The organism is Nonomuraea sp. NPDC005692 (genome assembly GCF_040631115.1).
In the GTDB taxonomy this organism is placed as follows: domain Bacteria; phylum Actinomycetota; class Actinomycetes; order Streptosporangiales; family Streptosporangiaceae; genus Nonomuraea.
This window is the reverse complement of record NZ_JBEXYU010000022.1, coordinates 91,896-112,055: the sequence shown is the minus strand read 5'-3', so window position 1 is coordinate 112,055 and position 20,160 is coordinate 91,896. Positions and strand designations below refer to the sequence as shown.

Here is a 20,160-nt window from a genome sequence, read left to right as displayed (position 1 = left end):
AGATCTTTGCGTCACCAAGGAGGATTCTCACATGCCGGACATCGACGACATCGACCATCAGGTGCTCCGACTGCTGCGCGAGGACGGCCGACGCACCTTCTCCGAGATGGCCGAGCAGGTCGGGCTGTCGGTGGCGGCGGTCAAGCGGCGGGTCGACCGGCTCAGGGAGATCGGGGTGATCACCGGGTTCACCGTCCAGATCGACTACGCCAAGCTCGGCTGGGGCATCGAGGCGTTCACCGAGCTGCGGTACCCGGGGACCACGCCGGTGGGCGAGATCGTCCGTACGGCGACGGACGTGCCCGAGGTGCAGGCCGTCTTCACCATCGCCGGCGACCCCGACGCCCTCATCCACGTACGGGTGCGCGACCTCGGACACCTCCAGCAGGTCATCGACCGGCTACGCCGGGCCGGCAACGTCACCGGCACCAAATCCCTGCTGGTCCTGGGCTCCTGGACGCGCGACGCCCTCACCTGACCCGCGCGGCGCGCGTGGCCGGACGGTCAGTTCACCTGCCAGGCGTACTCCAGCTCGGGCAGCTCGAACCCCTGCCGGAAACGGCACATCCGCTCGTCGGTGCGGCGGGCGCCGTGCCGTTCGTAGAAGCCGATGGCCCGGGTGTTCGCCCTGAGCACCTCCAGGTAGACCTCCCGGCCGGGATGCTCGTCCGCCGCCCACGCCAGTCCGTGCCGCAGCAGGCGCGACCCGGCGCCCGAGCCCGTGCTCCCCGGCCGCACGTGCAGGTTGTCGAGCAGGATCCGGCCGTCCGGGGCCGGCAGCAGGTAGGCGAAGCCGAGCAGCTCCCCGTCGTCGTCGTGGCCGACGAACAGGCCCGCTCCCCGGACGGGCGGGTCCAGCCGCTCCCGCCACAGCGCGAGCCGGTCGTCGTCCAGGGGGCCGTTCAGGAAACCGGCGGGCATGATGCCCGCATAGGCTGTACGCCAGCTCTCCACGTGCAACGCCACGATCGGGGAAATGTCGTCAAATGTCCCGTTCCTTATCAGCATGGCGGAGAGCATTCCATACCGGGACGGCCCTTCGGGCGCGACGGCCCGGCCGGTCGCCGGGAGGTCATGCCGCAGCTTCATGGCCCATACGTAGATTTCCCGATGTTTTGCCCGCCGGATGTCCCTACTGTCGGGCCCATCCGAAGCCTTCCGAGCAAGGTGGGTTCATGCGCGCGCTGACCGTCCTCCTGTCCGGACTCCTGCTGGCCACCACCCTCCAACCTCCCGCCGTCGCCGCCGTCGCGGGAAAGGACGTCGCGGTAAGGAAGCCGGGTCCCGTCGTCCCCGACGTCGTCTACCAGCGGGCCGACTTCGCCACCGGCACCGGCGAGGGCACGTCCGCCGGTGACGGGCTGTCGTTCGCCTCGGCCTCCGGCACCGCCTCCTACACCGACGCCCTGGGCACCAAGACCTGGGAGTACGCCCGCTGGACCGGCCCCGAGCGCACGGTCGGCTTCCCGGCCACCCAGCTGATCGCCTCCTGGACCGCCGACGTGCCCCAGGGAAGCTGGCTGCAGGTGGAGGCCAGGGCCAGGAACACCGCCGGGCTGAGCAAGTGGTACGTCCTCGGCCGCTGGTCCTACGCGGAGGGCGACGTCCTGCGCACCTCCGTGGCCGGCCAGGGCGACGCGGACGGGTCCGTCGCCGTGGACACGCTGGTGGCGGCGTCCGGGCGGCAGCTGTCGGCGTACCAGCTGCGCCTGACCCTCTACCGCAGGCCGGGCTCGGCCGTGACGCCCCGGGTGCGCACGTTCGGCGCGATGGCCTCGAACGTGCCCGAGCGCAAGACCGTCCCGGTCAGCCCCGGCGGCGGGGCGTGGGGCGTCGAGCTGAACGTCCCGCGCCGCTCCCAGAACGTGCACGCGGGCCACTACCCCGAATGGGACGGCGGCGGCGAGGCGTGGTGCAGCCCGACCTCGACCACGATGGTGCTCGGCTACTGGGACAAGTGGCCGAGCGCGCAGGACACCGCCTGGGTGGACCCCTCCGACCCGAACCCCGAGGTGGACCACGCGGCCCGCTACACCTACGACCACGCCTACCAGGGCGCCGGCAACTGGCCGTTCAACACCGCCTACGCCGGCCGGTACGGCCTGGACGGCTTCGTCACCCGCCTGCGCACCCTGACCGAGCTGGAGCGGCTGATCAAGGCGGGCATCCCGGTGATCACCTCGCAGTCGTTCAAGAAGGGCGAGCTGCCCGGCGCCGGTTACGGCACCGACGGCCACCTCATGGTGATCGTCGGCTTCACCGCGACGGGCGACGTGATCGCCAACGACCCGGCCTCCGCCGGCAACGACGCCGTCCGCCACGTCTATCCGCGCGCCGACTTCGAGAACGTGTGGCTGCGCAGTTCGAGCAGCGGCGGCGTCGTCTACGTCATCCGCCCGCCCGGCCACGCCCTGCCCGCCACGACGCCGGGGCTGCCCGCCAACTGGTGATCAGTCCAGGACCGGGTAGTTGGCGCGGAACACGCCCTGCGGGTCGCGCGACCGCTTGATCTCGCGCAGCCGGGCGAGCGCCGGCTCGGGGAACGCCTGAGCCGCCCGCTCGCCCGGCGACAGGAACGTGTACGGCTTGCGCCCGCTGACCCGGTCGCCCAGGGCGGCGACGACCGCGTCCTGCTTGGCCCGTACGGCCTGGCCGAGCTCGGGGCTGATGCCGGCCCCGAGCAGGTAGAGCAGGTACGGCTCGGCCAGCGCGCCCCCGGCGCCGCCCCCCGGCCGGGCCAGCGCGCCGCCCAGGTGCCTGACCTGCATGGCGACCAGCGGGCCGACCGGCTCGGCCAGCAGGATCTCGACGGCGCCGGCGTCCAGCCCGGTCAGCAGCTCGGTACGGGCCACCGCGGGCGCCGGGTCGGTCGGCTCGGCGGTGATCGCGCCGAGGTCGGCCGTGGCCATGGCGGCCCGCGTGTCGCTCAGCACGCCGTCGATCTTGGCGAGCCGGCCCAGCAGACCCTCGGCCTCGGCCGCCGCGCCCAGGTAGGCCAGGTCCACGGTCACCATCGGGGGCGCCTTGGGGAACTGCACCCGGTTCACCCACAACGACAGCTCGGGCGGCGCGTCGGCGGTCAGCTCGCGGAAGGCCGCGAACACCTCGGCCTCCTTTGCGCCGGGCCACATGAGGCGGCCGCCGTACAGGGCGCGCTCGGCGTACAGGTCGAACTCGACGGCGGTCACCAGCGCGAAGTCGCCGCCGCCGCCGCGCAGCGCCCAGAACAGGTCGGGGTCGCTCTCCTCGGTCACCCGCGCGGGCCGGCCCTCGGCGTCCACGACGTCGAAGGCGCGCACGCTGTCGGCCGCCCAGCCGTACCTGCGGCCGAACCAGCTCAGGCCGCCGCCGAGGGTGTAGCCGGTGACGGTGACCGCGGGGTTGCTGCCGGCGAGCCCGGTCAGGCCGTGCCTGCCCGCCTCGGTCTGCACCGCGCCCCAGGTCACGCCGGCGCCGGCGCGGGCGCGCCGCTCGCCCGGATGGATCTCCAGCTCGTCCAGCCGGTGGGTGCGCAGCAGGATCACGCCGTCGGCGGTGCCGCTCGCGCCGTGGCCGCGCGGCTGTGCGGAGACGGTCAGCCCCTCCTCGCGGGCATGGCGGACCAGGGCGGCCACGTCGTCCGCGTCGGCCGCCTCGACCACGGCGGCCACCGGCTGGGCCACGGTCAGGTTCCACGCCCTGGCCGCCGCCTCGAAACCCTCGTCGCCGGGCAGCCAGACGCGTCCCTCGACCGCGGTGCGCAGCTTGTCGTACGTCATCGTCCACTCCTTCATGAAGACTCACCCCCTTGACGACGCGGGCCCGGGAAAGGTGACCGCCCACCGAAAAAAGGACGATCGCCCTGGCGCACTCGTACGCCGGGCCCCCTCACCATGTCCGGACGGGCTTAGGATGCCGCCATGGTCGCCCCCCGTCGTCGCCCAGCCGCCTGTATGACGACCCGGCGCGACGAAAGGTGACCGATGAACGCGCAAGCCGACCTGGCCGGCCACTTCGACCTGGCCAGGAGCCACCTGCGGGCGGTGGCGTACCGCATGCTCGGCTCGGCCGACGAGGCCGACGACGCCGTCCAGGAGACCTGGCTGCGGGCCGCCCGCGCCGGCACGGGCGGGGTCGCGAACGTGCCCGGCTGGCTGACCACGATCGTCGGCCGGGTCTGCCTCGACATGCTGCGCGCCCGAGGGCGCAGGGACGAGCAGCTCGTCGAGGGCGAGCGGTTCGACCAGGTGAGCGTCCATGACGGCGATCCGGCCGACGCGGCGGTGCTGGCCGACTCGGTCGGGCTCGCCCTGCTGGTCGTCCTCGACACGCTGAGCCCCGCCGAGCGGGTCGCGTTCGTGCTGCACGACCTGTTCGCGGTGCCGTTCGGGGAGATCGCGCAGATCGTCGCGCGCTCCCCCGCCACGGCCAAGAAGCTGGCCAGCCGGGCGCGGCAGCGGGTGCACGGCACGCCCGTCCTGCCCGCCGCCGACCACGCCAGGCAGCGCAGGCTCGTGGCCGCCTTCCTCGCCGCGGCCCGCGCCGGCGACCTGAACGCCCTGCTCGCGGTGCTCGACCCCGACGTGCTGCACCGGTCGGACGTGCCGGGGTCGGGCGGCGAGCGGCGCGGCGCCCGACCGGTGGCCCAGGGGACGCTCACCGACTCCGGCCGCGCGCGCTTCGCCGATCTCGTGCTCATCGACGGCGCGCCGGGCATCGGCGTCCTGCGCGGCGGCCGGCTGTTCCTGGTGCTGCGCGTCACGACGGACGGCGAGCGCATCACCGGGATCGACATCGTCTCCGACCCCGCCCGCCTCGCCGCCCTCGACCTCGCCCTCGACCCCGAGCCCGACCCCGCCCCGGACGACGGCGTGCCGGCGCCCTGATCCGTCAGGCCAGCCGCGGCACGAGCCGCAGCGCGTTGCGCGCGTACACCTGCTCCAGGACGTCGTCGGGCAGGTCGAGCCCGGAGATCGTCCACCGGCCCATCAGCGGCGGGTCGTCGAGGGAGTGCGCGAACGCCTCGTCGTCGGTCTCCATGAACCGGAAGTGGATCCGGTAGACGTCCGGGTGCGGCGGGATCTCGTCGGTGCCGAACAACACCCGGCCGGGGTGGCGGAGCATGAGCGCCCGCGTGGCGCGCGGCTGGCGTCCCAGCTCGGCGACGCGCGCCGCGATGTCGATGTGGAAGTTCGGGTACGCGTCCAGCATCCGGCCGGCGAACCCCAGGTTCTCCGGCCAGCACCCGGCGTGCACCCCGATCACGGTCGTGGCCGGATGCCGGGCGACCATCGACTCCATGGCCTCCATGAGCCGCTCGAACGGCGGGAACCGCGGCCCGGAGAAGTTCCAGTCGGGCCGAGCGGCCAGCAGTTCGAGGCGTTCGTTGCGCTCGTCCATGGGCTCGAAGAAGGCGACCGGGTCGGCGGTGTGCAGGGCGATCGGGACGCCCGCCTCCCCCACGGCGGCCCACAGCGGGTCCAGCCGGGGGTCGTCGAGCATGACCAGCTCGCCCCGGTGGTCGCGCACCCGCAGCCCGACGTCCTTCCACACCTTCAGCCCGGCCGCGCCCTCGGCGACCGACCGGCGCAGCTGGGCGGCCAGCCGCTCGCCGAAGCCGGGCGTTCCGGTCTCGGACCAGTCGACGTGGCAGAACGTGGCGAACCGGCCCGGATGGGCGGCGTCGTAGCGTTCGATGTTCTCGGCCAGCTCCCGGCCCCAGCGGCCGTCGAGGTTGACCATGCCGCGCAGGTTGAGCTCGTCCATCATGCCGATCAGGGCGGGGACGTCCTCGACCATCCAGCCGTCGTCCTCGGTCAGCCAGCGGCCGAGGTGGATGTGGGCGTCCACGACGGGCAGCCGGGCCCGCTCGACCTCGTGGACGGCCACCCGGAGCTGCGACACCGGACGGTAGCGGGACAACGGCAGCCCGGCGTCGGGCAGGGTCACTTCCTGATGCCTTCGGGCAGCAGCTCGCCGTGGGCCTCGATGAGGGCGTCCACGAGCTCGCGGACCTTGCGGACCGGAAGGGTGGCGGCGGTGTTGGGGTCGAGCAGCGCCGCCTGGTAGACGTGGTCGCGCCGCCCTTCCAGGGCCGCCTTGACGGTCAGCTCGCCGACGCTGAGGAAGGCCCGGTTGAGGGCGGCGACCTGGGCGGGCAGCTCGCCGACGGGCACCGGCTGCACGCCGGACCGGTCGACGTGGCAGGGCACCTCGACGGTGGCCTCCGGCGGCAGGTTGGAGATCAGGCCGCCGTTGCGCACGTTGCCGTGGATCAGCCTGCGGGTGCCGGTCTCCATCGAGTGGATGGCCAGCGAGGCCAGCTCGTCGCCGCGTTCGATCGGCACGCCCCGCCCGGCCTCCAGCGAGCTCTTGTACTCCTCGTACTCCTCGTAGCCCTCGGCCAGCCACTCCAGGTAGACGTTGATCGGGATGCGGTACCGCTCGACCTCCTCGGCGTGCGGCAGGAACCACGGCAGGTACTCCGAGCCGTGCTCGGAGGACTCGGTCGGGAAGTAGCCGAAGTTGCGGTAGACCTCCACGCGCACCCGCCGCCGCAGCTCGGGGTCCTGGTCGATCAGCTCGTCGAGCCGCCGGTACAGGTTCTCCCCGTCGCGCTCGAAGCGCAGCACGAACGCCTGGTGGTTGACGCCCGCGGTGAGGAAGGAGATCTCCTCCTCCGGCACGCCGACCATGGCGGCCAGCGTGCTCTGGGTGTCGCGGGCGGCGTGGCAGACGCCCACGACGTTCTTGAACGGGGTGCCGGCGTAGACCGACCAGGGGATCATCGACATCGGGTTGGTGTAGCTGAACAGCACCGAGTCGGGGGCGAGCTCGGCCAGGTCCTCGCCGATGCCGACCATGACGGGGATCGTGCGCAGGGCGCGGAAGATGCCGCCGATGCCCAGGGTGTCGCCGATCGTCTGGCGCACGCCGTACGCGGCGGGGATCTCCAGGTCGCGCCTGACCGCCTCCAGGCCGCCCACCGCGATCTCGTTGATCACGTAGTCGGCGCCCTCGACGGCGGGCCGACGGTCGGCGTACGCCTCGATCCTGGCGCCGATGCCCAGCTCGGCGACCATCCAGCGGGCCATCGCCGCGGCGGTGTCGAGCCGGGCCCGGTCGATGTCGTGGAGCACGATCGTGGACTCCGACAGTTCCGGAAATGTCAGGATGTCGGAGAGAAGGTTCTTGGCGAACGTGATGCTGCCGGCGCCCACCAGGACGATGCGGGCCATGGGTTACCTCGATTCCGGGGTCAGCAGGGCTTTGACGGGGGTGGCCTGGCCGTTCATCAGCCGGGTGAAGATCTCGGCGCCCTCTTCGAGGGGGAAGGTCCGGACCCAGCTCAGGTCCCAGCGGGCGACCAGGTCGACGGCCGCGGCGAAGTCGGCCGCGTCGTAGGCGAACGAGCCCAGCACCCGCTTCTCGCCGCGCACCAGGTCGGCGGCGTCGTAGCCGGCCACGTGGTCGGCCAGGCCGAGCCAGACGGCCACGCCGCCGGGGCGCAGCCGGGACAGGGACTGCTCGTGGGTGGAGGCGGCGCCGACCGCGTCGAAGATCACGTCGTACTCGCCGGTCAGCTCGGCGCCCGCCGCCACGCCACCGAGCCCGGCGGCGACGGCCAGCCGCTCGGGCGAGCGGTCGGCCACGTCCACGCCGGCCGCGCCGCCGGACAGGGCGGTCAGCAGGCAGGTCAGGCCGATGGCCCCGGCCCCGATCACGCCCACGCGCGCCCCGGCCGGCCGCCCGGCCAGCCCCCAGGCGTGCACGGCGTTCGCGGCCGGCTCCACCACCCCCGCGGCGGTCCAGCCGAGCCCCTCGGGCAGCGGCACCACGGCCGCGGCCGGCACCGCGACGCGCTCGGCGAAGGCGCCCGGCCGGTGCACGCCGATGATCTGCCGCTTCCTGCACACGTTGGGCCGGCCGAGCAGGCACACGTCGCACCCGCCGCACGACAGGATCGGGTTGACCGCCACCGGCCGCCCGTCGTGGGTGCGCCCGGCGAACTCGTGCCCCATGACCAGCGGCGGCACCCGGAACCCGGGGGTCCGCACGCCGTGCAGCTCACTGCCGCAGATGCCGGCGGCGACCACGTGCACCAGCACCTCGTCCGGCCCGGCCACGGGCTCGGGCACGTCCCGCTGCTCCACGACGCCGGGGGCGGTGAAGACGAGAGCCCTCACGAGGGCCGACCGGCGGTCGAATGCGCGCGTTCCATGAGATCCCCGTCCTATTCCGTCATAAGGAATGCTATTCCGAACTGGCGCTAGGAGACCATTGAGGCGAAGAGCGTGTCAAGAGGCGGGGGCGAACTCCCCCGAACCGCATGCGGCATCGCCGCACCCGGCAACGCAGGAGCGGCCGGGTCGGGGACATCGCCCTCACCCCGGCCACTCCGTTCCGAATGACGGAAAGCTGGTTTGACAGGCAGAATCAGCGCAGCAGTACGGGCACCGCCAGCGGCCCCTCGGTGATGATCGACGCCGTGTAGGCGATCTCCTCGGGGCGGACCGCCAGGCGCAGCCCAGGGAACCTGCCGAACAGCGAGGACAGCGCGATCCTGGCCTCCAGCCGGGCCAGCGGCGCCCCCAGGCAGAAGTGCGGGCCCCGGCCGAAGCCCAGGTGCCCCTCCTTGGCCTTGCCCAGGTCGAAGCGGCCGGCGTCCGGGCCGTAGCGGGCCGGGTCGGTGCCCGCGCCGGTGAGCCCGACGACGATGGGCCGGCCCGCCGGGATGGTCGTGCCGGCGACCGTGACGTCCTTGAGCGCGTAGCGGAAGACCAGGCCGACGACCGAGTTGCGGCTGCGCAGCGCCTCCTCGACCACCTGCTCCCACGCGTCCTCCGTACGGGCGCGGTCGAGCTGGGCGGGGTCGGCGCACAGGGCCACGACCGCCTTGGCGATCAGGTGCACGGTCGTCTCGTGGCCGGCGACGAGCACGACCCACAGGATCCACAGCAGCTCGTTGTCGGACAGGCGGCCGCCGTCGTCCTCGTTCGCGCGGATCAGACCGGTGGTCAGGTCGTCGGCCGGCTCGCGGCGGCGGCGCGCGATGAAGGCCGCCAGGTAGCCGAGCAGCGCCCCGGCCGCCGCGTTGACCTCGTCGGGGGCGGCGGCGTGCGACAACATCACCCCGGTCCACTCGCGGATCTGCGCCCGCTCCTCCTGCGGGACGCCGAACAGCTCGCAGATCACGGCGACCGGCAGCGGCTCGCTGAAGGCGGACACGAGATCGACCTCGCCGTCCCGCCCGGCCAGGCGGTCGAGCAGCTCGTCGGTCATCTCCTGGACGCGCGGCGCCAGCGCGGCCACCCGGGCCGGCGTGAAGGCGCGGTTGATCAGGCTGCGCAGCCGCCGGTGGTCGGCGCCGTCCTTGGTCAGCAGGTGGTCGCCCTCGATGACCTGGCGCAGCGGCCAGTCGGCGGGGACGGTGCCGTCATGAAGGCCGGTGAAGTTCCTGGCGTCCTTGCTGTAGAGCGCCTCGTCGTTGGCCAGCACCTCGTCCGTCGCCTCGTAGGAGGTCACCAGCCAGCCGTTCACCCCCCCGGGCAGCAGGACGGGCAGGACCGGGCCGTGCTCGTCCCGCAGGCGGCGGATCGTCTCGGACGTCCGCTCGCCGGGAACCGGGAACGGAAGTGGCGCGGTGTCCAATGCAGCCTCCCATGTACGGATGTCTCCCTACTCTCCGTGGTAACGCCGATGGATCCAAGGGGTGAGGTTGTCACCGCCAGGCAGGCAACATCTGCCTCCTCCGCCACGTCGGAGCCCCAGGATCGGCGGTCTCACACGTTCGGCAGCCCCTCCCCCTCGGGTTCGAGCGCGTACGCGATCCCGGCGTCGACCTCGCCGTCGTACCCGGCGCTGAACGCCGACCCGTACGCGTCGTCGCCCAGGGCCTCGCGCGCCTGCCGCTCGCACTCCTGCCGGGCCGCCACCCAGGCCGGGACGCTGGCCTGCGCCTGCCCGTGGCTGCTCCAGATCCGCTGCGCCAGCCCCAGCAGCCGGGCCGCCCGCTCCGGCCGGCCCGCGGCCCCCGCGCCGAGCGCCAGCAGGTCGACGGTCAGCCCGATGCCGAAGTCGTCGTGCAGCCGGCGCTTGGTGCGCAGCGCCGCCTGCCCGTAGGCGACGGCCGCGGCCACCTGCCCGCGGGCCAGTTCGGCCTGGCCGCGCAGCAGGTCGCCGTGGGAGCGCATCGCCTGCTCGCCCTGCTGGTCGCACAGGGCGCGCAGATCCTCCAGCACCGAGATCGCCTCCTCGATCCGGCCGGCGACGGTGTGCGTGACCGCCCGGCACATCAGCGCCAGCAGCCCCGCGATCGTCAGCTCGTCGCCGCTCCAGCGCATCGCGTACGCCGGCTCCGACTCCGCCATGGCCTGCTCCAGGTCGCCGCGGATCACCCCGGCCGCCGAGCGCAGCGCCTTGACGCACAGCGCGGCGAAGGCGTCGTCGTCGGCCGCGGCGGCCTCGCACTCCTCGGCCCGCGCCTCGACGGCGGCGCCGTCCCCCTGGGTGGCGGCGAGCAGGCCGTCGGCCCACAGGGCGCGGGCGCGGACCGGGCCGGGGGCCGGGTCGAGCGCCAGGGCCTGGCCCAGGTAGTGGCGGCCCTCCTTGGCGTAGCCGCAGCCGTACCAGAAGAAGGCCAGCGTGCCGGCCAGGTCGAGGGCGGCCCCGCCGTCCCGCTCGCCGAGCGCGGTCTCCAGCGCGGCGCGCAGGTTGTCGTGCTCGCCGACCATCCGGTCGTACCAGGCGGGCTGGCCGGCGCCGAGCCAGCCGGCCGCGCCGCGCACGGCCAGGTCCTGGTAGTGGGCACGATGCCGGCGGCGCAGCTCCTCCTCCTCGCCGAGGCCGCGCAGCCAGCCCGCGCCGTACTCGCGCAGCGTGTCGAGCATGCGGTAGCGCTCGCCGGAGCCGGTCGGCAGCCAGGTCAGGATCGACTCGTCGGCCAGGGCGTCGAGCAGCAGCCCGATGTCGGCCTCGGGCAGCCGCTCGTCGGCGCACACCCGGCGCGCCGCCTCGGCGTCGAAGTCGCCGGCGAACACCGACACCCGCGCCCACAGCAGCCGCTCGGCGGGCTCGCACAGCTCGTGGCTCCACCCGACGGCGGTACGCAGCGCCTGGTGCCAGGGCGGGTCGGCCTCCTGGGTGAGCGCGAGGTCGTCCTCCAGCGTGGCGAAGCGGTCCTCCAGCCGGTCGGCCAGATGGCCCAGGGGCAGGTCGCGCAGCCGGGCCGCGGCCAGCTCGATCGCCAGCGGGATGCCTTCGAGCCTGCGGCACAGCCGGACGACGTCGTCGCGGTTGGTGTCGGTGATCTCGAAGGACGGCATCGTCTCCGCGGCGCGCTCGACGAGCAGGGTCACGGCGTCGTGGCCGAGCGGCGCGGTGGCGCCCGCGGCCGGCACCGGCAGCGGGTCGACCACGATCACCAGCTCGGGGTCCACCTCCAGCGGACGGCGGCTGGTGGCCAGGACGTGCAGCCCGGGAACCGCCGCGAGCAGCCCCTCGACGGTCGCCGCGCAGGCGCCGACCAGGTGCTCGCAGGTGTCCAGCACGAGCAGCAGCTCGCGCCCGAACAGGTGCTCGGCCAGCACCTCGGACATCGGCCTGGTGGTCTGGTCGGTGAGCCGGAGCGCCTCGGCGATGGCGTGCGGCAGCAGGGTCCCGTCGTCCAGCGGCGACAGCTCGACCAGCCAGCACCCGCCGGCGAAGTCGGGCTGCAGGTCGGCGGCGGCACGCAGGGCCAGGCGGCTCTTGCCGACGCCGCCCACCCCGGTCAGGGTCACCAGCCGCGAACGCCGGCACGCCCTGCGCACCTGCTCCAGCTCCGCGCCGCGGCCGATCAGGCTCGTGAGTTCCGCTGGAAGGTTGCCCGCCTGCCACTTACCTGCCATCGTGATCGCCACCTATCGGATGAAGTTGTGACAGCAGCTTGCCGGAACCTGATGCACTGCGTGACTAAAAGTGAGAAAGTAGCTACTCACCCTGTTCGCCGCGTCCGGAAAGAAGAAGCCGATAACCGGAGACACACCATGCGTTCACAGCGAGGCTGGTTCCTGCTGTTCCTGCTGGTCGAAGGGGTTGTCGCGCTCTATGTCACCTTCGGGCGCGCCGGTTTCGACCCTCTGACGGGCCTGCTCGTCCTCGCTCCCGCGGCCGGGCTGACGTCCGTGGCCTACCGGTTCCAGTGCGACCAGGAGCGCGAGTTGTCCCGGGTACGCCAGATCGCCGAGCTGGCCCAGCAGGCGATCGTCCGGCCGCTGCCGCCCCGGCTCGGCGGCATGAGCCTGGCCGTCCACACGCGTTCGGCCACCGACCAGGCGCTGATCGGCGGCGACCTGCACGACGCGCTGGTCGCGCCCTCGGGGGCGCGGCTGATCGTCGGCGACGTCAAGGGCAAGGGCATGGAGGCCGTCCGCCTGAGCGCCGTCGTGCTGGCCTCCTTCCGGCGGCACGCGCCCGACGCGTCCGACCTGGTGGCGCTGGCCGCGGCGCTCGACGCAGACCTCGTCCCGCACCTGGGCGAGGAGGACTTCGTGACCGTCCTGCTGGCCGAGTTCGTGCCCGGCGAGGTGCGGCTGGTCAACTGCGGCCATCCGGCTCCGCTGCGCATCGGCCACCGCCTGGAGGCGCTGGATCCGCCCGAGCCCTCGCCGCCGCTCGGCCTGGGCCCCGAGCCGCGGATGCGGCGCGCCGGTCTCGGCCTGTCCCAGCGGCTGCTGCTCTACACCGACGGCCTGAGCGAGGCCAGGGACGCCGACGGCGTGGAGTTCCCGCTCGACCAGCACGTCCGGCACGCCCTGGCGGCGCCCGGCCTCGACCACGCGCTGCCCAACCTGCTCGACCTGCTGGACGAGCACGCCGGCGACCTGCGCGACGACCTGACGCTGGTGCTGGTGCAGCCGGTGCCCGCGCCGGACCCCGCCGAGCGCGCGGCCGGTCCCGCGCCGGACGGCCCGGCCGCCACCGTCCTTCCGGCCGACTCCCGCAAGGACGGCTTCTGAGGGAGGACCGCACCGGGTGCCGCCGAGAGCCGACCCCCTAAGGTGGGGACGTTCGTTGGCGGCGTCCCCGAGAGGAAGTTCCGGTGAGCGGTACCGGTGAGCTTGCCATACCCGAGGCGATCGAGAGCGCGGGCCGTACCGGGCCGCCTTCGACCGGCCTGGCGCGATGGTTGCTGCGGCACCAGGTCCAGCCGGTCGGCCCCGAGTCGGCCGAGGGCCATGGCGAGCCGCAGCCCTGGTGGAAGGTCATGTGCCTGACCGGCGTCGACTACTTCTCCACCCTGGCCTACCTGCCCGGCATCGCCGCGCTCGCGGCCGGCGCTTTGTCGCCGCTGGCCACGCTGCTCATCGTGGCGCTGACGCTGCTGGGCATGCTGCCGATGTACCGGCGGGTGGCCAAGGAGAGCCCGCACGGGCAGGGGTCGGTCGCCATGCTGGAACGCCTGCTGCCGTTCTGGCGGGGCAAGCTGTTCGTGCTGGTCCTGCTGGGGTTCGTGGCCACGTCGTGGATCATCACGATCACGCTGTCGGCCGCCGACGCCTCGGTGCACATCCTGGAGAACCCGTACTTCCCGAGCTTCCTGCACGGGCACGCGGTGATCATCACCGTGGTGCTGCTGGTGGTGCTCGGCGGGGTGTTCCTGATGGGCTTCACCGAGGCGGTCGGCGTCGCGATCCCGCTGGTCGCGCTGTTCCTGCTGCTCAACGCGGTCGTCGTCGCCGTCGGGTTCGCCGACGTGGCGGCCGAGCCGGAGACCCTGTCGCGCTGGACGGACGCGCTGCTGAGCGGGCGCGGCGGCGTCACCGGGCTGCTCGGCCCGGCGGTGCTGGCCTTCCCGCTGCTGGTGCTGGGCCTGTCCGGGTTCGAGACGGGCGTCAGCATGATGCCGCTCGTGGCCGCCCAGGGCGACGACCCCGAGCAGCGGCTGCGCTCGCGCATCGGCAACACCCGCAAGCTGCTGACCGTGGCCGCGCTCATCATGAGCGTCTACCTGATCGCCACCAGCTTCGTCACGACCGTGCTCATCCCGGCCGAGCAGTTCGCGCCGGGCGGGCAGGCCAACGGCAGGGCGCTGGCGTACCTGGCGCACGAACGGCTCGGCGAGGGCTTCGGCACGGTCTACGACGTCAGCACCATCCTCATCCTCTGGTTCGCCGGCGCCTCGGCCATGGCGGGCCTGATCAACATCGTGCCGCGCTACCTGCCCTCGTACGGCATGGCGCCCGAGTGGGGCAAGGCCGTCCGGCCCGTCGTGCTGGTCTACACGGCCATCTGCGTGCTGCTCACCCTGGCCTTCAACGCCGACGTCGACGCCCAGGCCGGCGCGTACGCCACCGGCATCCTGGCCATGATGGTCTCCGGCGCGGTGGCGGTGACCATCTCGGCCGTCCGCCACCGCCAGACCCCGGCCGTCGTGGGTTTCGCCGTGCTGACCCTGGTGCTGGTCTACGCGCTGGTGGAGAACATCAGGGAGAAGCCCGACGGCATCACCATCTCGGCGTTCTTCATCCTCGGCATCGTCGCGATCTCGCTGATCTCGCGGGTGTCGCGCACGACCGAGCTGCGGGCCGACCGGATCGAGTTCGACGAGGCGGCGCGCCGGTTCGTCACCGACTCGCTGAACCACGACGGCGCGCTCAACATCATCGCCAACCGGCGCGGCCCCGGCGACGCGGCCGAGTACCTGGCCAAGGAGAGCGAGCAGCGGTCCATGAACCCGGTGCCGGGCCGGGCCGACGTGCTGTTCCTGGAGATCGACGTCATCGACCCGTCCAGCTTCAGCGACGTGCTGCGGGTGCACGGCGTCGAGGTCGACGGCCACCGCGTGCTGCGCGCGGAGAGCCCGGCCGCGCCCAACGCCATCGCGGCCGTCCTGCTGGCGCTGCGTGACGGCACCGGGGTGCGCCCCCACTGCTACTTCGAGTGGGCCGAGGGCTCGCCGATGGTCCACCTGCTGCGTTACCTCATCCTGGGCCGCGGCGACACCGCGCCGGTCGTCCGCGAGATCATCCGCAAGGTCGAGCCCGACCCGCAGCGGCGGCCCGGCATCCACGTCGGCGGCTGATCGGCCGGGGCCGGTTCGGGGCCGGTTCGGGGCCGGTTCGGGGCCGCGTCAGGGCCAGCGGGTGCGCAGCCAGGCGAGGGTGGCGCGGCGGGAGCGTTCGCGCCGGTCGCGCAGCGCCTGCGGGGCGGGCGCGGCGGCCGAGCGCGTCCAGTAGCCGAGGAGGGCGACCAGGAGGGCGTCCACCTGCTCGGCGGGCGCCCGGCGGCCGAGCAGGTGCGTGGTGAGCAGGTGCTCGGGGTCGCGCGGCCCGAGGTCCGACTGCAGCAGCAGGCAGACCAGGTCGGCCCAGGCCGGGCCGGTGCAGGCGCGCCCCCAGTCCACCAGGCGGGCGGTCCCGTCGCGGTCGATGAGGATGTTGTCGAACCGCGGGTCGAAGTGCAGCAGCGTGCCGCCGGTGACCAGGGCGGTCCAGCGGCGTTCGACCGCGGCCAGGCGGGGCAGGCGGGCGCGTTCCCAGGCACCGGCGCGGGCGGGGTCGAGGCTGTTCCACAGCTCGCAGCGTCCCGACATGCGCCCGGCCAGCGTGGGCAGGCCCGCCAGCGGGGACGGGGTCAGCTCGCGGGCGCACGCGGTGAGCAGGGCGAGCGCGGCGGCCAGCTCGTCGTCGTGCCAGGGCTCGTGCGGGATCCGGCCGGGCGCGACCCGCGAGCAGAGCAGCACCCACCCCGCCGCCTCGCAGGAGAACAGGAACCGGGGGGCGGGCACGCCCGGCGGCAGGGCCGCGCCCACCACGGCCTCCGCCCGGTAGTCGGCCGCGTACGGCGAACCGGCGGGCACGGCCTTGACGAATACCCGGCCGCCGCCGGTCAGCGTGAGCACGCCGCGCACGCCGCCGGTGAATCCGCCGTGCCGCTCCGCGAAGCCGGCCGCCGCCCCGCCGAGCCGCCGCTCGACCTCCCGGACGAGAGCGCCGGGCAGGTCGTCCCAGCCGTGTGGTCCGGTCCCGGGGCCGGGCTGGTCGTCCCATCCGTGCGGTCCGGGCCGGGGGCCGGGCGGGTCGTGCTGTTCAGGTGGTGTCATCCGGTTGCCGGGCCTCCTGGAGGTCGGGCTGGGCGACGTCGCGGTCGAGGCCCAGCAGGGCGAGGCGGAAGCGGGCACAGCGTGCTTCGAGCTCGCGCTCGTCGTCGAGGATCCACTGTTCGATCATGGTCATCCAGTGAACACACCGGCCGCCGGGGGACGGCCGACTTGGCGCAGTCTTTTCACTGGAGCAACTCGACCGTGCCGCGCTCGCCGTCCACGCGGACGCGGTCGCCGTCGCGCAGCCGCATGGTGGCGTTGCCGGTGCCGACCACGGCCGGGATGCCCAGCTCGCGGGCCACGATCGAGGCGTGCGACAGCGGGGCGCCCATGTCGGTGACGACGGCGGCGGCGCGCGGGAACATGGGCGTCCAGCCGACGTTCGTCAGGGTCGTCACCAGGATCTCGCCGGCCCCCAGCCGGTCGCCGTCCTCCGGGCCGGCGATGACCCTGACCACGCCCTCGACCACGCCCGGCGCGCCGGGGAACCCGGTCACGGTGTCGCTGACCGGGACGTCGAAGCCGCGGGCGTCGTAGACGTCGGCCCGGCGGCGCGGGTCGGCGGCCCACCGGACGGGATCGAACCGGCCGACGATCACCGTCGGGTACGGCGGCAGCGCGGCGTACCGGTCGTGCGTCGTCCGCCGGACCGGGACCCGGGCGAGGGCCGAGGCGTCGCCGCGCAGCACGTCGAGGATCTCCTCCAGGTAGAGGTGGAACAGGTCGTCGCCGTGCCCGGTCAGCTCCCCGGCGCGCACCACGAACGCGCGCAGCACCCAGAAGGCCCGCATGTTCTCCGAGCGGGCGTTCTCCCGGTCGCGGACGACGGCGTTCCACCGCCGTACCCGGGCGCGCATCCGGGCCTCCTTGCGGGGGTGGCGGGCGGCGAACCGGGCCCACGCCTCCCGCCTGGCCTTCTCCTGCCGGGCCAGCAGCGCCTCGGTGTCGGCCCGCAGGTCGCGCAGGCCGGCGAGCTGGGCGTCGATCCAGGCCGGGTCCTCGCCGGGCCTGGGCCTTGAGACCTCGAACTCGTGGGGGCCGCGGTGCCCGTAGGCCAGCGCGAACTCCTCCCTGCTGATCTCGCCCCTGGCCAGCCTGCCCAGGCCCAGGACGGGCCCGAGGCTGGCCAGCTCGCCGTCGGCGTTGACGCCGGTGAGCATGGCCTCGGCGTCCACCTCGCCCATCAGCCTGCGCAGCCGGTCGCGGGTCCAGACCAGCGTGGCGCCGCCCTGGCGGCCGGCGGCCTCCAGCATGCGGCTGGAGGTGACCATGTGCGGCTCGATCTCGGACGCCCACAGGTCGGCCAGCTCGGGACCGGAGGACGTGGCGGCCACGCGTTCGCGCAGTTCCTCGCAGCGCTGCCGGGAGGTGGCGAGGAAGGCCGGCATGTCCTTGAGGTTCCGGCGCACCCGGCGCTGGAGGTCGACGGCCATCGGCAGGACGCGCCGGATGATCTCCCAGCGGGACAGCCGCACCGGGGGCACCTCCAGGCCGGCCGGCAGCCTGCCGAAGACCTGCTCGACCGCGCCCAGCCTGCTCCGCATGCCGAGGGCGGCGGCGATGGAGTGGACGACGCTGAGGTTCATGTAGAAGCGGCCGCCAATGTTGCCCACCAGGTCGAAGCCGGGCAGCGCCGAGGCCGACATGGCCTCGTGGATGAAGATCCGGACGAACGACCAGGTCGCCGGCGTCATCACGTCGGGGATGGCCTCGCCCAGGTTGCCGGCGGTCCACAGGTAGTCGCCCTTGAGGCTGTCGTTCCACTCCTCGACCTGCGGCTTCAGGCCGGTGATCGGGCGGGCCTGGAGGATCGCGAACGTGCCGTCGCGCCTGGCCCACTCGACGTCCATGGGCATGCCGTACAGGGCCTGGACGCGTTCGCCGAGCGCGGCCAGCTCCACCGCCTGCGCCGGGTCGAGCACGGGAGCGCGGCGCAGCTCCTCGGGCACCGGCTCCTCGCGGGTGCCGCTCGCGGTACGCACGGTCATGACGGTCTTGTCGGCGACCCGCGAGCCGGTGACCCGGCCGCCGGACAGGGTGATCGTGTCCGGCGTGACCTGCCCGCCGACGACGGCCTCGCCGAGCCCCCAGGACGCGTTGACCACGATCTCGTCGCGCGCGCCGGTGACCGGGTCGGCGGTGAACATGATCCCGGCCGCGTCGGCGTCCACCAGCTCCTGGACGACCACCGCCAGGGCCACGTCGTCGTGCGGGACGCCGTTGCGCTCGCGGTAGGCGACGGCGCGCGGGTTCCACAGCGAGGCCCAGCAGCGGCGGACCGCCTCCAGCAGGCCGTCGGCCCTGACATTGAGGAAGGTGTCCTGCTGCCCGGCGAACGACAGGTCGGGCAGGTCCTCGGCGGTGGCCGAGGAGCGCACGGCCACCGCGACGTCGTCGCCGAGCGCGGCGTGCGCGGCCCGGATCGCCTCGGCGAGGGCGGCCGGGATCTCGTGCGCGGCGAACAGCGCGCCGGGGTCGTCGCCGGAGGCGATCTCGTCGCCGAACGCCGCCACGAACGACCGGTACGCCAGCGTCGTGACGACGAACCCGCCGGGCACCGGCAGCCCCGCCCTGACCAGCCGGGCCAGCGAGGCGCCCTTGCCGCCCGCGGTGCCGAGGTCGGCGGCGGCTTCGTCGTCGAGGGGGATGACTGCCTTCATTGCACGCGCTCCTTGGCCGGGCTCATGGATGTCGCCAGTTTGCGCCGGGCGACGTCGGCGAGGGCGTCGAGGAGGTCGAGCGTGGCCCGCGCGACGGCGGCGGCGCCGGCGGGCGGCAGCGCTCGTCCGGTGCCCACCGCGCGCTCGACGGTCTCGGCCAGCAGCTCGGCGACGCGGTCGTCGGGCAGCCGCTCGGACTCCGGCTGCGCGCCGGGCAGGAACATGAAGCCGTAGAAGATCGAGCCGATCACCGTGACGTGCTCGGCCGGCTCCGCGCGCACGGCGCCCAGCCGGACCAGCTCGCGCAGGTAGGCGTCGAAGGGGCCGCCGAGTTCGAGGCCGCCGGCCGCCGGGCCCTGCCGTTTGAGCCGGGTGAGCTTGCCGAGCACCTCGGAGTCGTCGAGCAGCACCGCGTGCAGCAGCGGCCGCTGCAGCAGCGCCGCGGCCAGGCTCCGGAACAGCTCGCCGAGGGTGGCCGGCGCGCCGTCGCGCGCCCGATCCAGCATGAGCACCCGCTCGCGCCGCAGCAGCGCGGCGAACAGCTCCTCACGCGTCTTCCAGTGCAGGTAGATCGTGCCCTTGGCGACCCCGGCGCGCCTGGCGACGTCGTCGACGGTGGTCTTGTCGTAGCCCCAGCGCAGGATCAGCTCGGCGGCGGCGTCGAGGATCCGGTGGGCGCGCTCGGCCTGCCGCGCGGGGTCCTGTGGGGGCCTGCCCGCTCGGGCCATACGTCATCCTCCAATTGTTTGACCAAATGAGCATAAATGGTCACACAATCGACGGCAAGCCCGGATCTCCCGTACGCCGCCGGGAAGGCGCCGCCGGGCCGTAGCGTAGGGGGCATGGGCAAGGCGTTCTGGATCGACCAGGAGTTCGACAGGGACCGTGACGGGCGCTACGCCGTGCACGTGCGCAAGAACCTCGACGAGTTCGAGTGGGGTGACATCGCGCCGGTCAGGTTCGCCTGCGCGGCCTGGCGGCTGGCCACCCCGCCCGCCCTCACCCCCGGATATGTGCGCTGGGACCGCCGCGTCCTGGAGGCCACCTGCCACCGCAACACCTGGGACGGCACCCTGTTCGCGCGCGTCCGGATCGTCTCGCCGCCGCCCGCCGAGCTGACCAGGTCGCGTGCCTGGTGGCGCGACCGCGGCTGGCTGGGCTGGCAGGAGACCTTCGGCCAGTACGTCGAGCCGAGCCAGCAGGACCTCGCGCGCATCCCGTTCCTGCGCGCCACGCTGCTCGTCGAGGCGCCCGTGCCGCTCGGCGACCTCCCGCCGGAGCCCGAGGGGCCGCACGACGAGGTCGAGCAGCGTGCCCACCGGGCCGTGCTCGTGCTGGTCCGCGAGCTCAACGCGCTGGTCGCCCCGGTGCTCGACCAGCTCGGGTAGCCCGCCCCCGGCCAGCATGCCCGGTGCCCCCGTGGGTAGCGGGAGGCTC

Annotated in this window: 17 protein-coding genes; 6 read left to right on the top strand and 11 right to left on the bottom strand. The window is 73.8% G+C overall.

Annotated elements, in window-relative coordinates:
- Positions 1 to 31: 31 nt before the first annotated feature.
- The gene (locus tag ABZ459_RS34820) at positions 32 to 478 is read left to right on the top strand and encodes an Lrp/AsnC family transcriptional regulator (RefSeq protein WP_357979480.1); all 447 of its coding nucleotides are present in this window, start codon (positions 32 to 34) and stop codon (positions 476 to 478) included.
- Between the two features lie 26 nt (positions 479 to 504).
- Here the strand turns inward: ABZ459_RS34820 and ABZ459_RS34815 are convergent, their stop codons facing one another.
- Positions 505 to 921: a GNAT family N-acetyltransferase gene (locus tag ABZ459_RS34815; RefSeq protein WP_357979478.1), complete on the bottom strand. Its 417-nt coding sequence runs from the start codon at positions 919 to 921 to the stop codon at positions 505 to 507.
- 254 nt (positions 922 to 1,175) lie between these two features.
- Between ABZ459_RS34815 and ABZ459_RS34810 the strand changes: the two genes are divergently transcribed.
- Positions 1,176 to 2,450: a C39 family peptidase gene (locus tag ABZ459_RS34810; protein ID WP_357979476.1), complete on the top strand. Its 1,275-nt coding sequence runs from the start codon at positions 1,176 to 1,178 to the stop codon at positions 2,448 to 2,450.
- Here ABZ459_RS34810 and ABZ459_RS34805 read toward each other — a convergent pair whose 3' ends face one another.
- The gene (locus ABZ459_RS34805) at positions 2,451 to 3,758 is read right to left on the bottom strand and encodes an FAD-binding oxidoreductase (RefSeq protein WP_357979474.1); all 1,308 of its coding nucleotides are present in this window, start codon (positions 3,756 to 3,758) and stop codon (positions 2,451 to 2,453) included.
- Positions 3,759 to 3,962: 204 nt separating this feature from the next.
- Here ABZ459_RS34805 and ABZ459_RS34800 point away from each other — a divergent pair, with 204 nt between their 5' ends.
- A complete protein-coding gene (locus ABZ459_RS34800; RefSeq protein ID WP_357979472.1) occupies positions 3,963 to 4,865 on the top strand; it encodes a sigma-70 family RNA polymerase sigma factor in 903 nt (300 codons plus the stop codon).
- 4 nt (positions 4,866 to 4,869) lie between these two features.
- Here ABZ459_RS34800 and ABZ459_RS34795 read toward each other — a convergent pair whose 3' ends face one another.
- The 5 genes from ABZ459_RS34795 to ABZ459_RS34775 all read right to left on the bottom strand — a co-directional run bounded on the left by ABZ459_RS34795 (position 4,870) and on the right by ABZ459_RS34775 (position 11,867).
- On the bottom strand, positions 4,870 to 5,928 hold the full coding sequence (locus tag ABZ459_RS34795) for an amidohydrolase family protein (RefSeq protein WP_357979470.1): 1,059 nt from the start codon (positions 5,926 to 5,928) through the stop codon (positions 4,870 to 4,872).
- Positions 5,925 to 7,217 carry an alpha-galactosidase gene (melA, locus tag ABZ459_RS34790; protein ID WP_357979468.1) on the bottom strand — a complete coding sequence of 431 codons (1,293 nt, stop codon included), beginning with the start codon at positions 7,215 to 7,217 and terminating at the stop codon, positions 5,925 to 5,927. The genes ABZ459_RS34795 and melA overlap by 4 nt, the downstream gene beginning before the upstream one ends.
- A 3-nt stretch (positions 7,218 to 7,220) precedes the next feature.
- The gene (locus tag ABZ459_RS34785) at positions 7,221 to 8,165 is read right to left on the bottom strand and encodes an alcohol dehydrogenase catalytic domain-containing protein (RefSeq protein WP_357979466.1); all 945 of its coding nucleotides are present in this window, start codon (positions 8,163 to 8,165) and stop codon (positions 7,221 to 7,223) included.
- A gap of 250 nt (positions 8,166 to 8,415) precedes the next feature.
- Positions 8,416 to 9,630, bottom strand: coding sequence for a cytochrome P450 (locus ABZ459_RS34780; RefSeq protein ID WP_357979464.1), 1,215 nt, complete (start codon positions 9,628 to 9,630; stop codon positions 8,416 to 8,418).
- Between the two features lie 131 nt (positions 9,631 to 9,761).
- Positions 9,762 to 11,867, bottom strand: coding sequence for an ATPase (locus tag ABZ459_RS34775; RefSeq protein ID WP_357979462.1), 2,106 nt, complete (start codon positions 11,865 to 11,867; stop codon positions 9,762 to 9,764).
- A 138-nt stretch (positions 11,868 to 12,005) separates the two neighbouring features.
- Between ABZ459_RS34775 and ABZ459_RS34770 the strand changes: the two genes are divergently transcribed.
- Entirely contained in the window at positions 12,006 to 12,977 is a 972-nt protein-coding gene (locus ABZ459_RS34770) for a PP2C family protein-serine/threonine phosphatase (RefSeq protein ID WP_357979460.1), read from the top strand.
- An 83-nt stretch (positions 12,978 to 13,060) separates the two neighbouring features.
- Positions 13,061 to 15,043: an amino acid transporter gene (locus tag ABZ459_RS34765; protein WP_357979458.1), complete on the top strand. Its 1,983-nt coding sequence runs from the start codon at positions 13,061 to 13,063 to the stop codon at positions 15,041 to 15,043.
- Positions 15,044 to 15,091: 48 nt separating this feature from the next.
- On the opposite strand, the gene ABZ459_RS34760 is transcribed toward ABZ459_RS34765, so the two are convergent.
- From ABZ459_RS34760 to ABZ459_RS34745, 4 genes are read right to left on the bottom strand one after another with little or no spacing between them, the layout of a single operon-like run.
- Positions 15,092 to 16,063, bottom strand: a complete 972-nt coding sequence (locus ABZ459_RS34760; RefSeq protein WP_357979456.1) for a phosphotransferase — start codon at positions 16,061 to 16,063, stop codon at positions 15,092 to 15,094.
- A complete protein-coding gene (locus tag ABZ459_RS34755) occupies positions 16,050 to 16,196 on the bottom strand; it encodes a hypothetical protein (RefSeq protein ID WP_357979454.1) in 147 nt (48 codons plus the stop codon). The genes ABZ459_RS34760 and ABZ459_RS34755 overlap by 14 nt, the downstream gene beginning before the upstream one ends.
- A gap of 49 nt (positions 16,197 to 16,245) precedes the next feature.
- Complete coding sequence (locus ABZ459_RS34750; protein WP_357979452.1) at positions 16,246 to 18,723, bottom strand: PEP/pyruvate-binding domain-containing protein; 2,478 nt, start codon at positions 18,721 to 18,723, stop codon at positions 16,246 to 16,248.
- Positions 18,720 to 19,451 carry a helix-turn-helix domain-containing protein gene (locus tag ABZ459_RS34745; protein ID WP_357979450.1) on the bottom strand — a complete coding sequence of 244 codons (732 nt, stop codon included), beginning with the start codon at positions 19,449 to 19,451 and terminating at the stop codon, positions 18,720 to 18,722. The genes ABZ459_RS34750 and ABZ459_RS34745 overlap by 4 nt, the downstream gene beginning before the upstream one ends.
- Positions 19,452 to 19,565: 114 nt before the next feature.
- Here ABZ459_RS34745 and ABZ459_RS34740 point away from each other — a divergent pair, with 114 nt between their 5' ends.
- Entirely contained in the window at positions 19,566 to 20,111 is a 546-nt protein-coding gene (locus ABZ459_RS34740; protein ID WP_357979448.1) for a hypothetical protein, read from the top strand.
- Positions 20,112 to 20,160 lie beyond the last annotated feature (49 nt).

Bases quoted from the DNA above. Each gene is read 5' to 3' on its own strand.
- melA (WP_357979468.1), bottom strand. From the start codon at position 7,217: ATGGCCCGCATCGTCCTGGTGGGCGCCGGCAGCATCACGTTCGCCAAG.
- ABZ459_RS34755 (WP_357979454.1), bottom strand. From the start codon at position 16,196: ATGACCATGATCGAACAGTGGATCCTCGACGACGAGCGCGAGCTCGAA.
- ABZ459_RS34770 (WP_357979460.1), top strand. From the start codon at position 12,006: ATGCGTTCACAGCGAGGCTGGTTCCTGCTGTTCCTGCTGGTCGAAGGG.
- ABZ459_RS34745 (WP_357979450.1), bottom strand. From the start codon at position 19,451: ATGGCCCGAGCGGGCAGGCCCCCACAGGACCCCGCGCGGCAGGCCGAG.
- ABZ459_RS34760 (WP_357979456.1), bottom strand. From the start codon at position 16,063: ATGACACCACCTGAACAGCACGACCCGCCCGGCCCCCGGCCCGGACCG.
- ABZ459_RS34810 (WP_357979476.1), top strand. From the start codon at position 1,176: ATGCGCGCGCTGACCGTCCTCCTGTCCGGACTCCTGCTGGCCACCACC.
- ABZ459_RS34815 (WP_357979478.1), bottom strand. From the start codon at position 921: ATGCCCGCCGGTTTCCTGAACGGCCCCCTGGACGACGACCGGCTCGCG.
- ABZ459_RS34820 (WP_357979480.1), top strand. From the start codon at position 32: ATGCCGGACATCGACGACATCGACCATCAGGTGCTCCGACTGCTGCGC.
- ABZ459_RS34750 (WP_357979452.1), bottom strand. From the start codon at position 18,723: ATGAAGGCAGTCATCCCCCTCGACGACGAAGCCGCCGCCGACCTCGGC.
- ABZ459_RS34775 (WP_357979462.1), bottom strand. From the start codon at position 11,867: ATGGCAGGTAAGTGGCAGGCGGGCAACCTTCCAGCGGAACTCACGAGC.
- ABZ459_RS34740 (WP_357979448.1), top strand. From the start codon at position 19,566: ATGGGCAAGGCGTTCTGGATCGACCAGGAGTTCGACAGGGACCGTGAC.
- ABZ459_RS34805 (WP_357979474.1), bottom strand. From the start codon at position 3,758: ATGACGTACGACAAGCTGCGCACCGCGGTCGAGGGACGCGTCTGGCTG.
- ABZ459_RS34800 (WP_357979472.1), top strand. From the start codon at position 3,963: ATGAACGCGCAAGCCGACCTGGCCGGCCACTTCGACCTGGCCAGGAGC.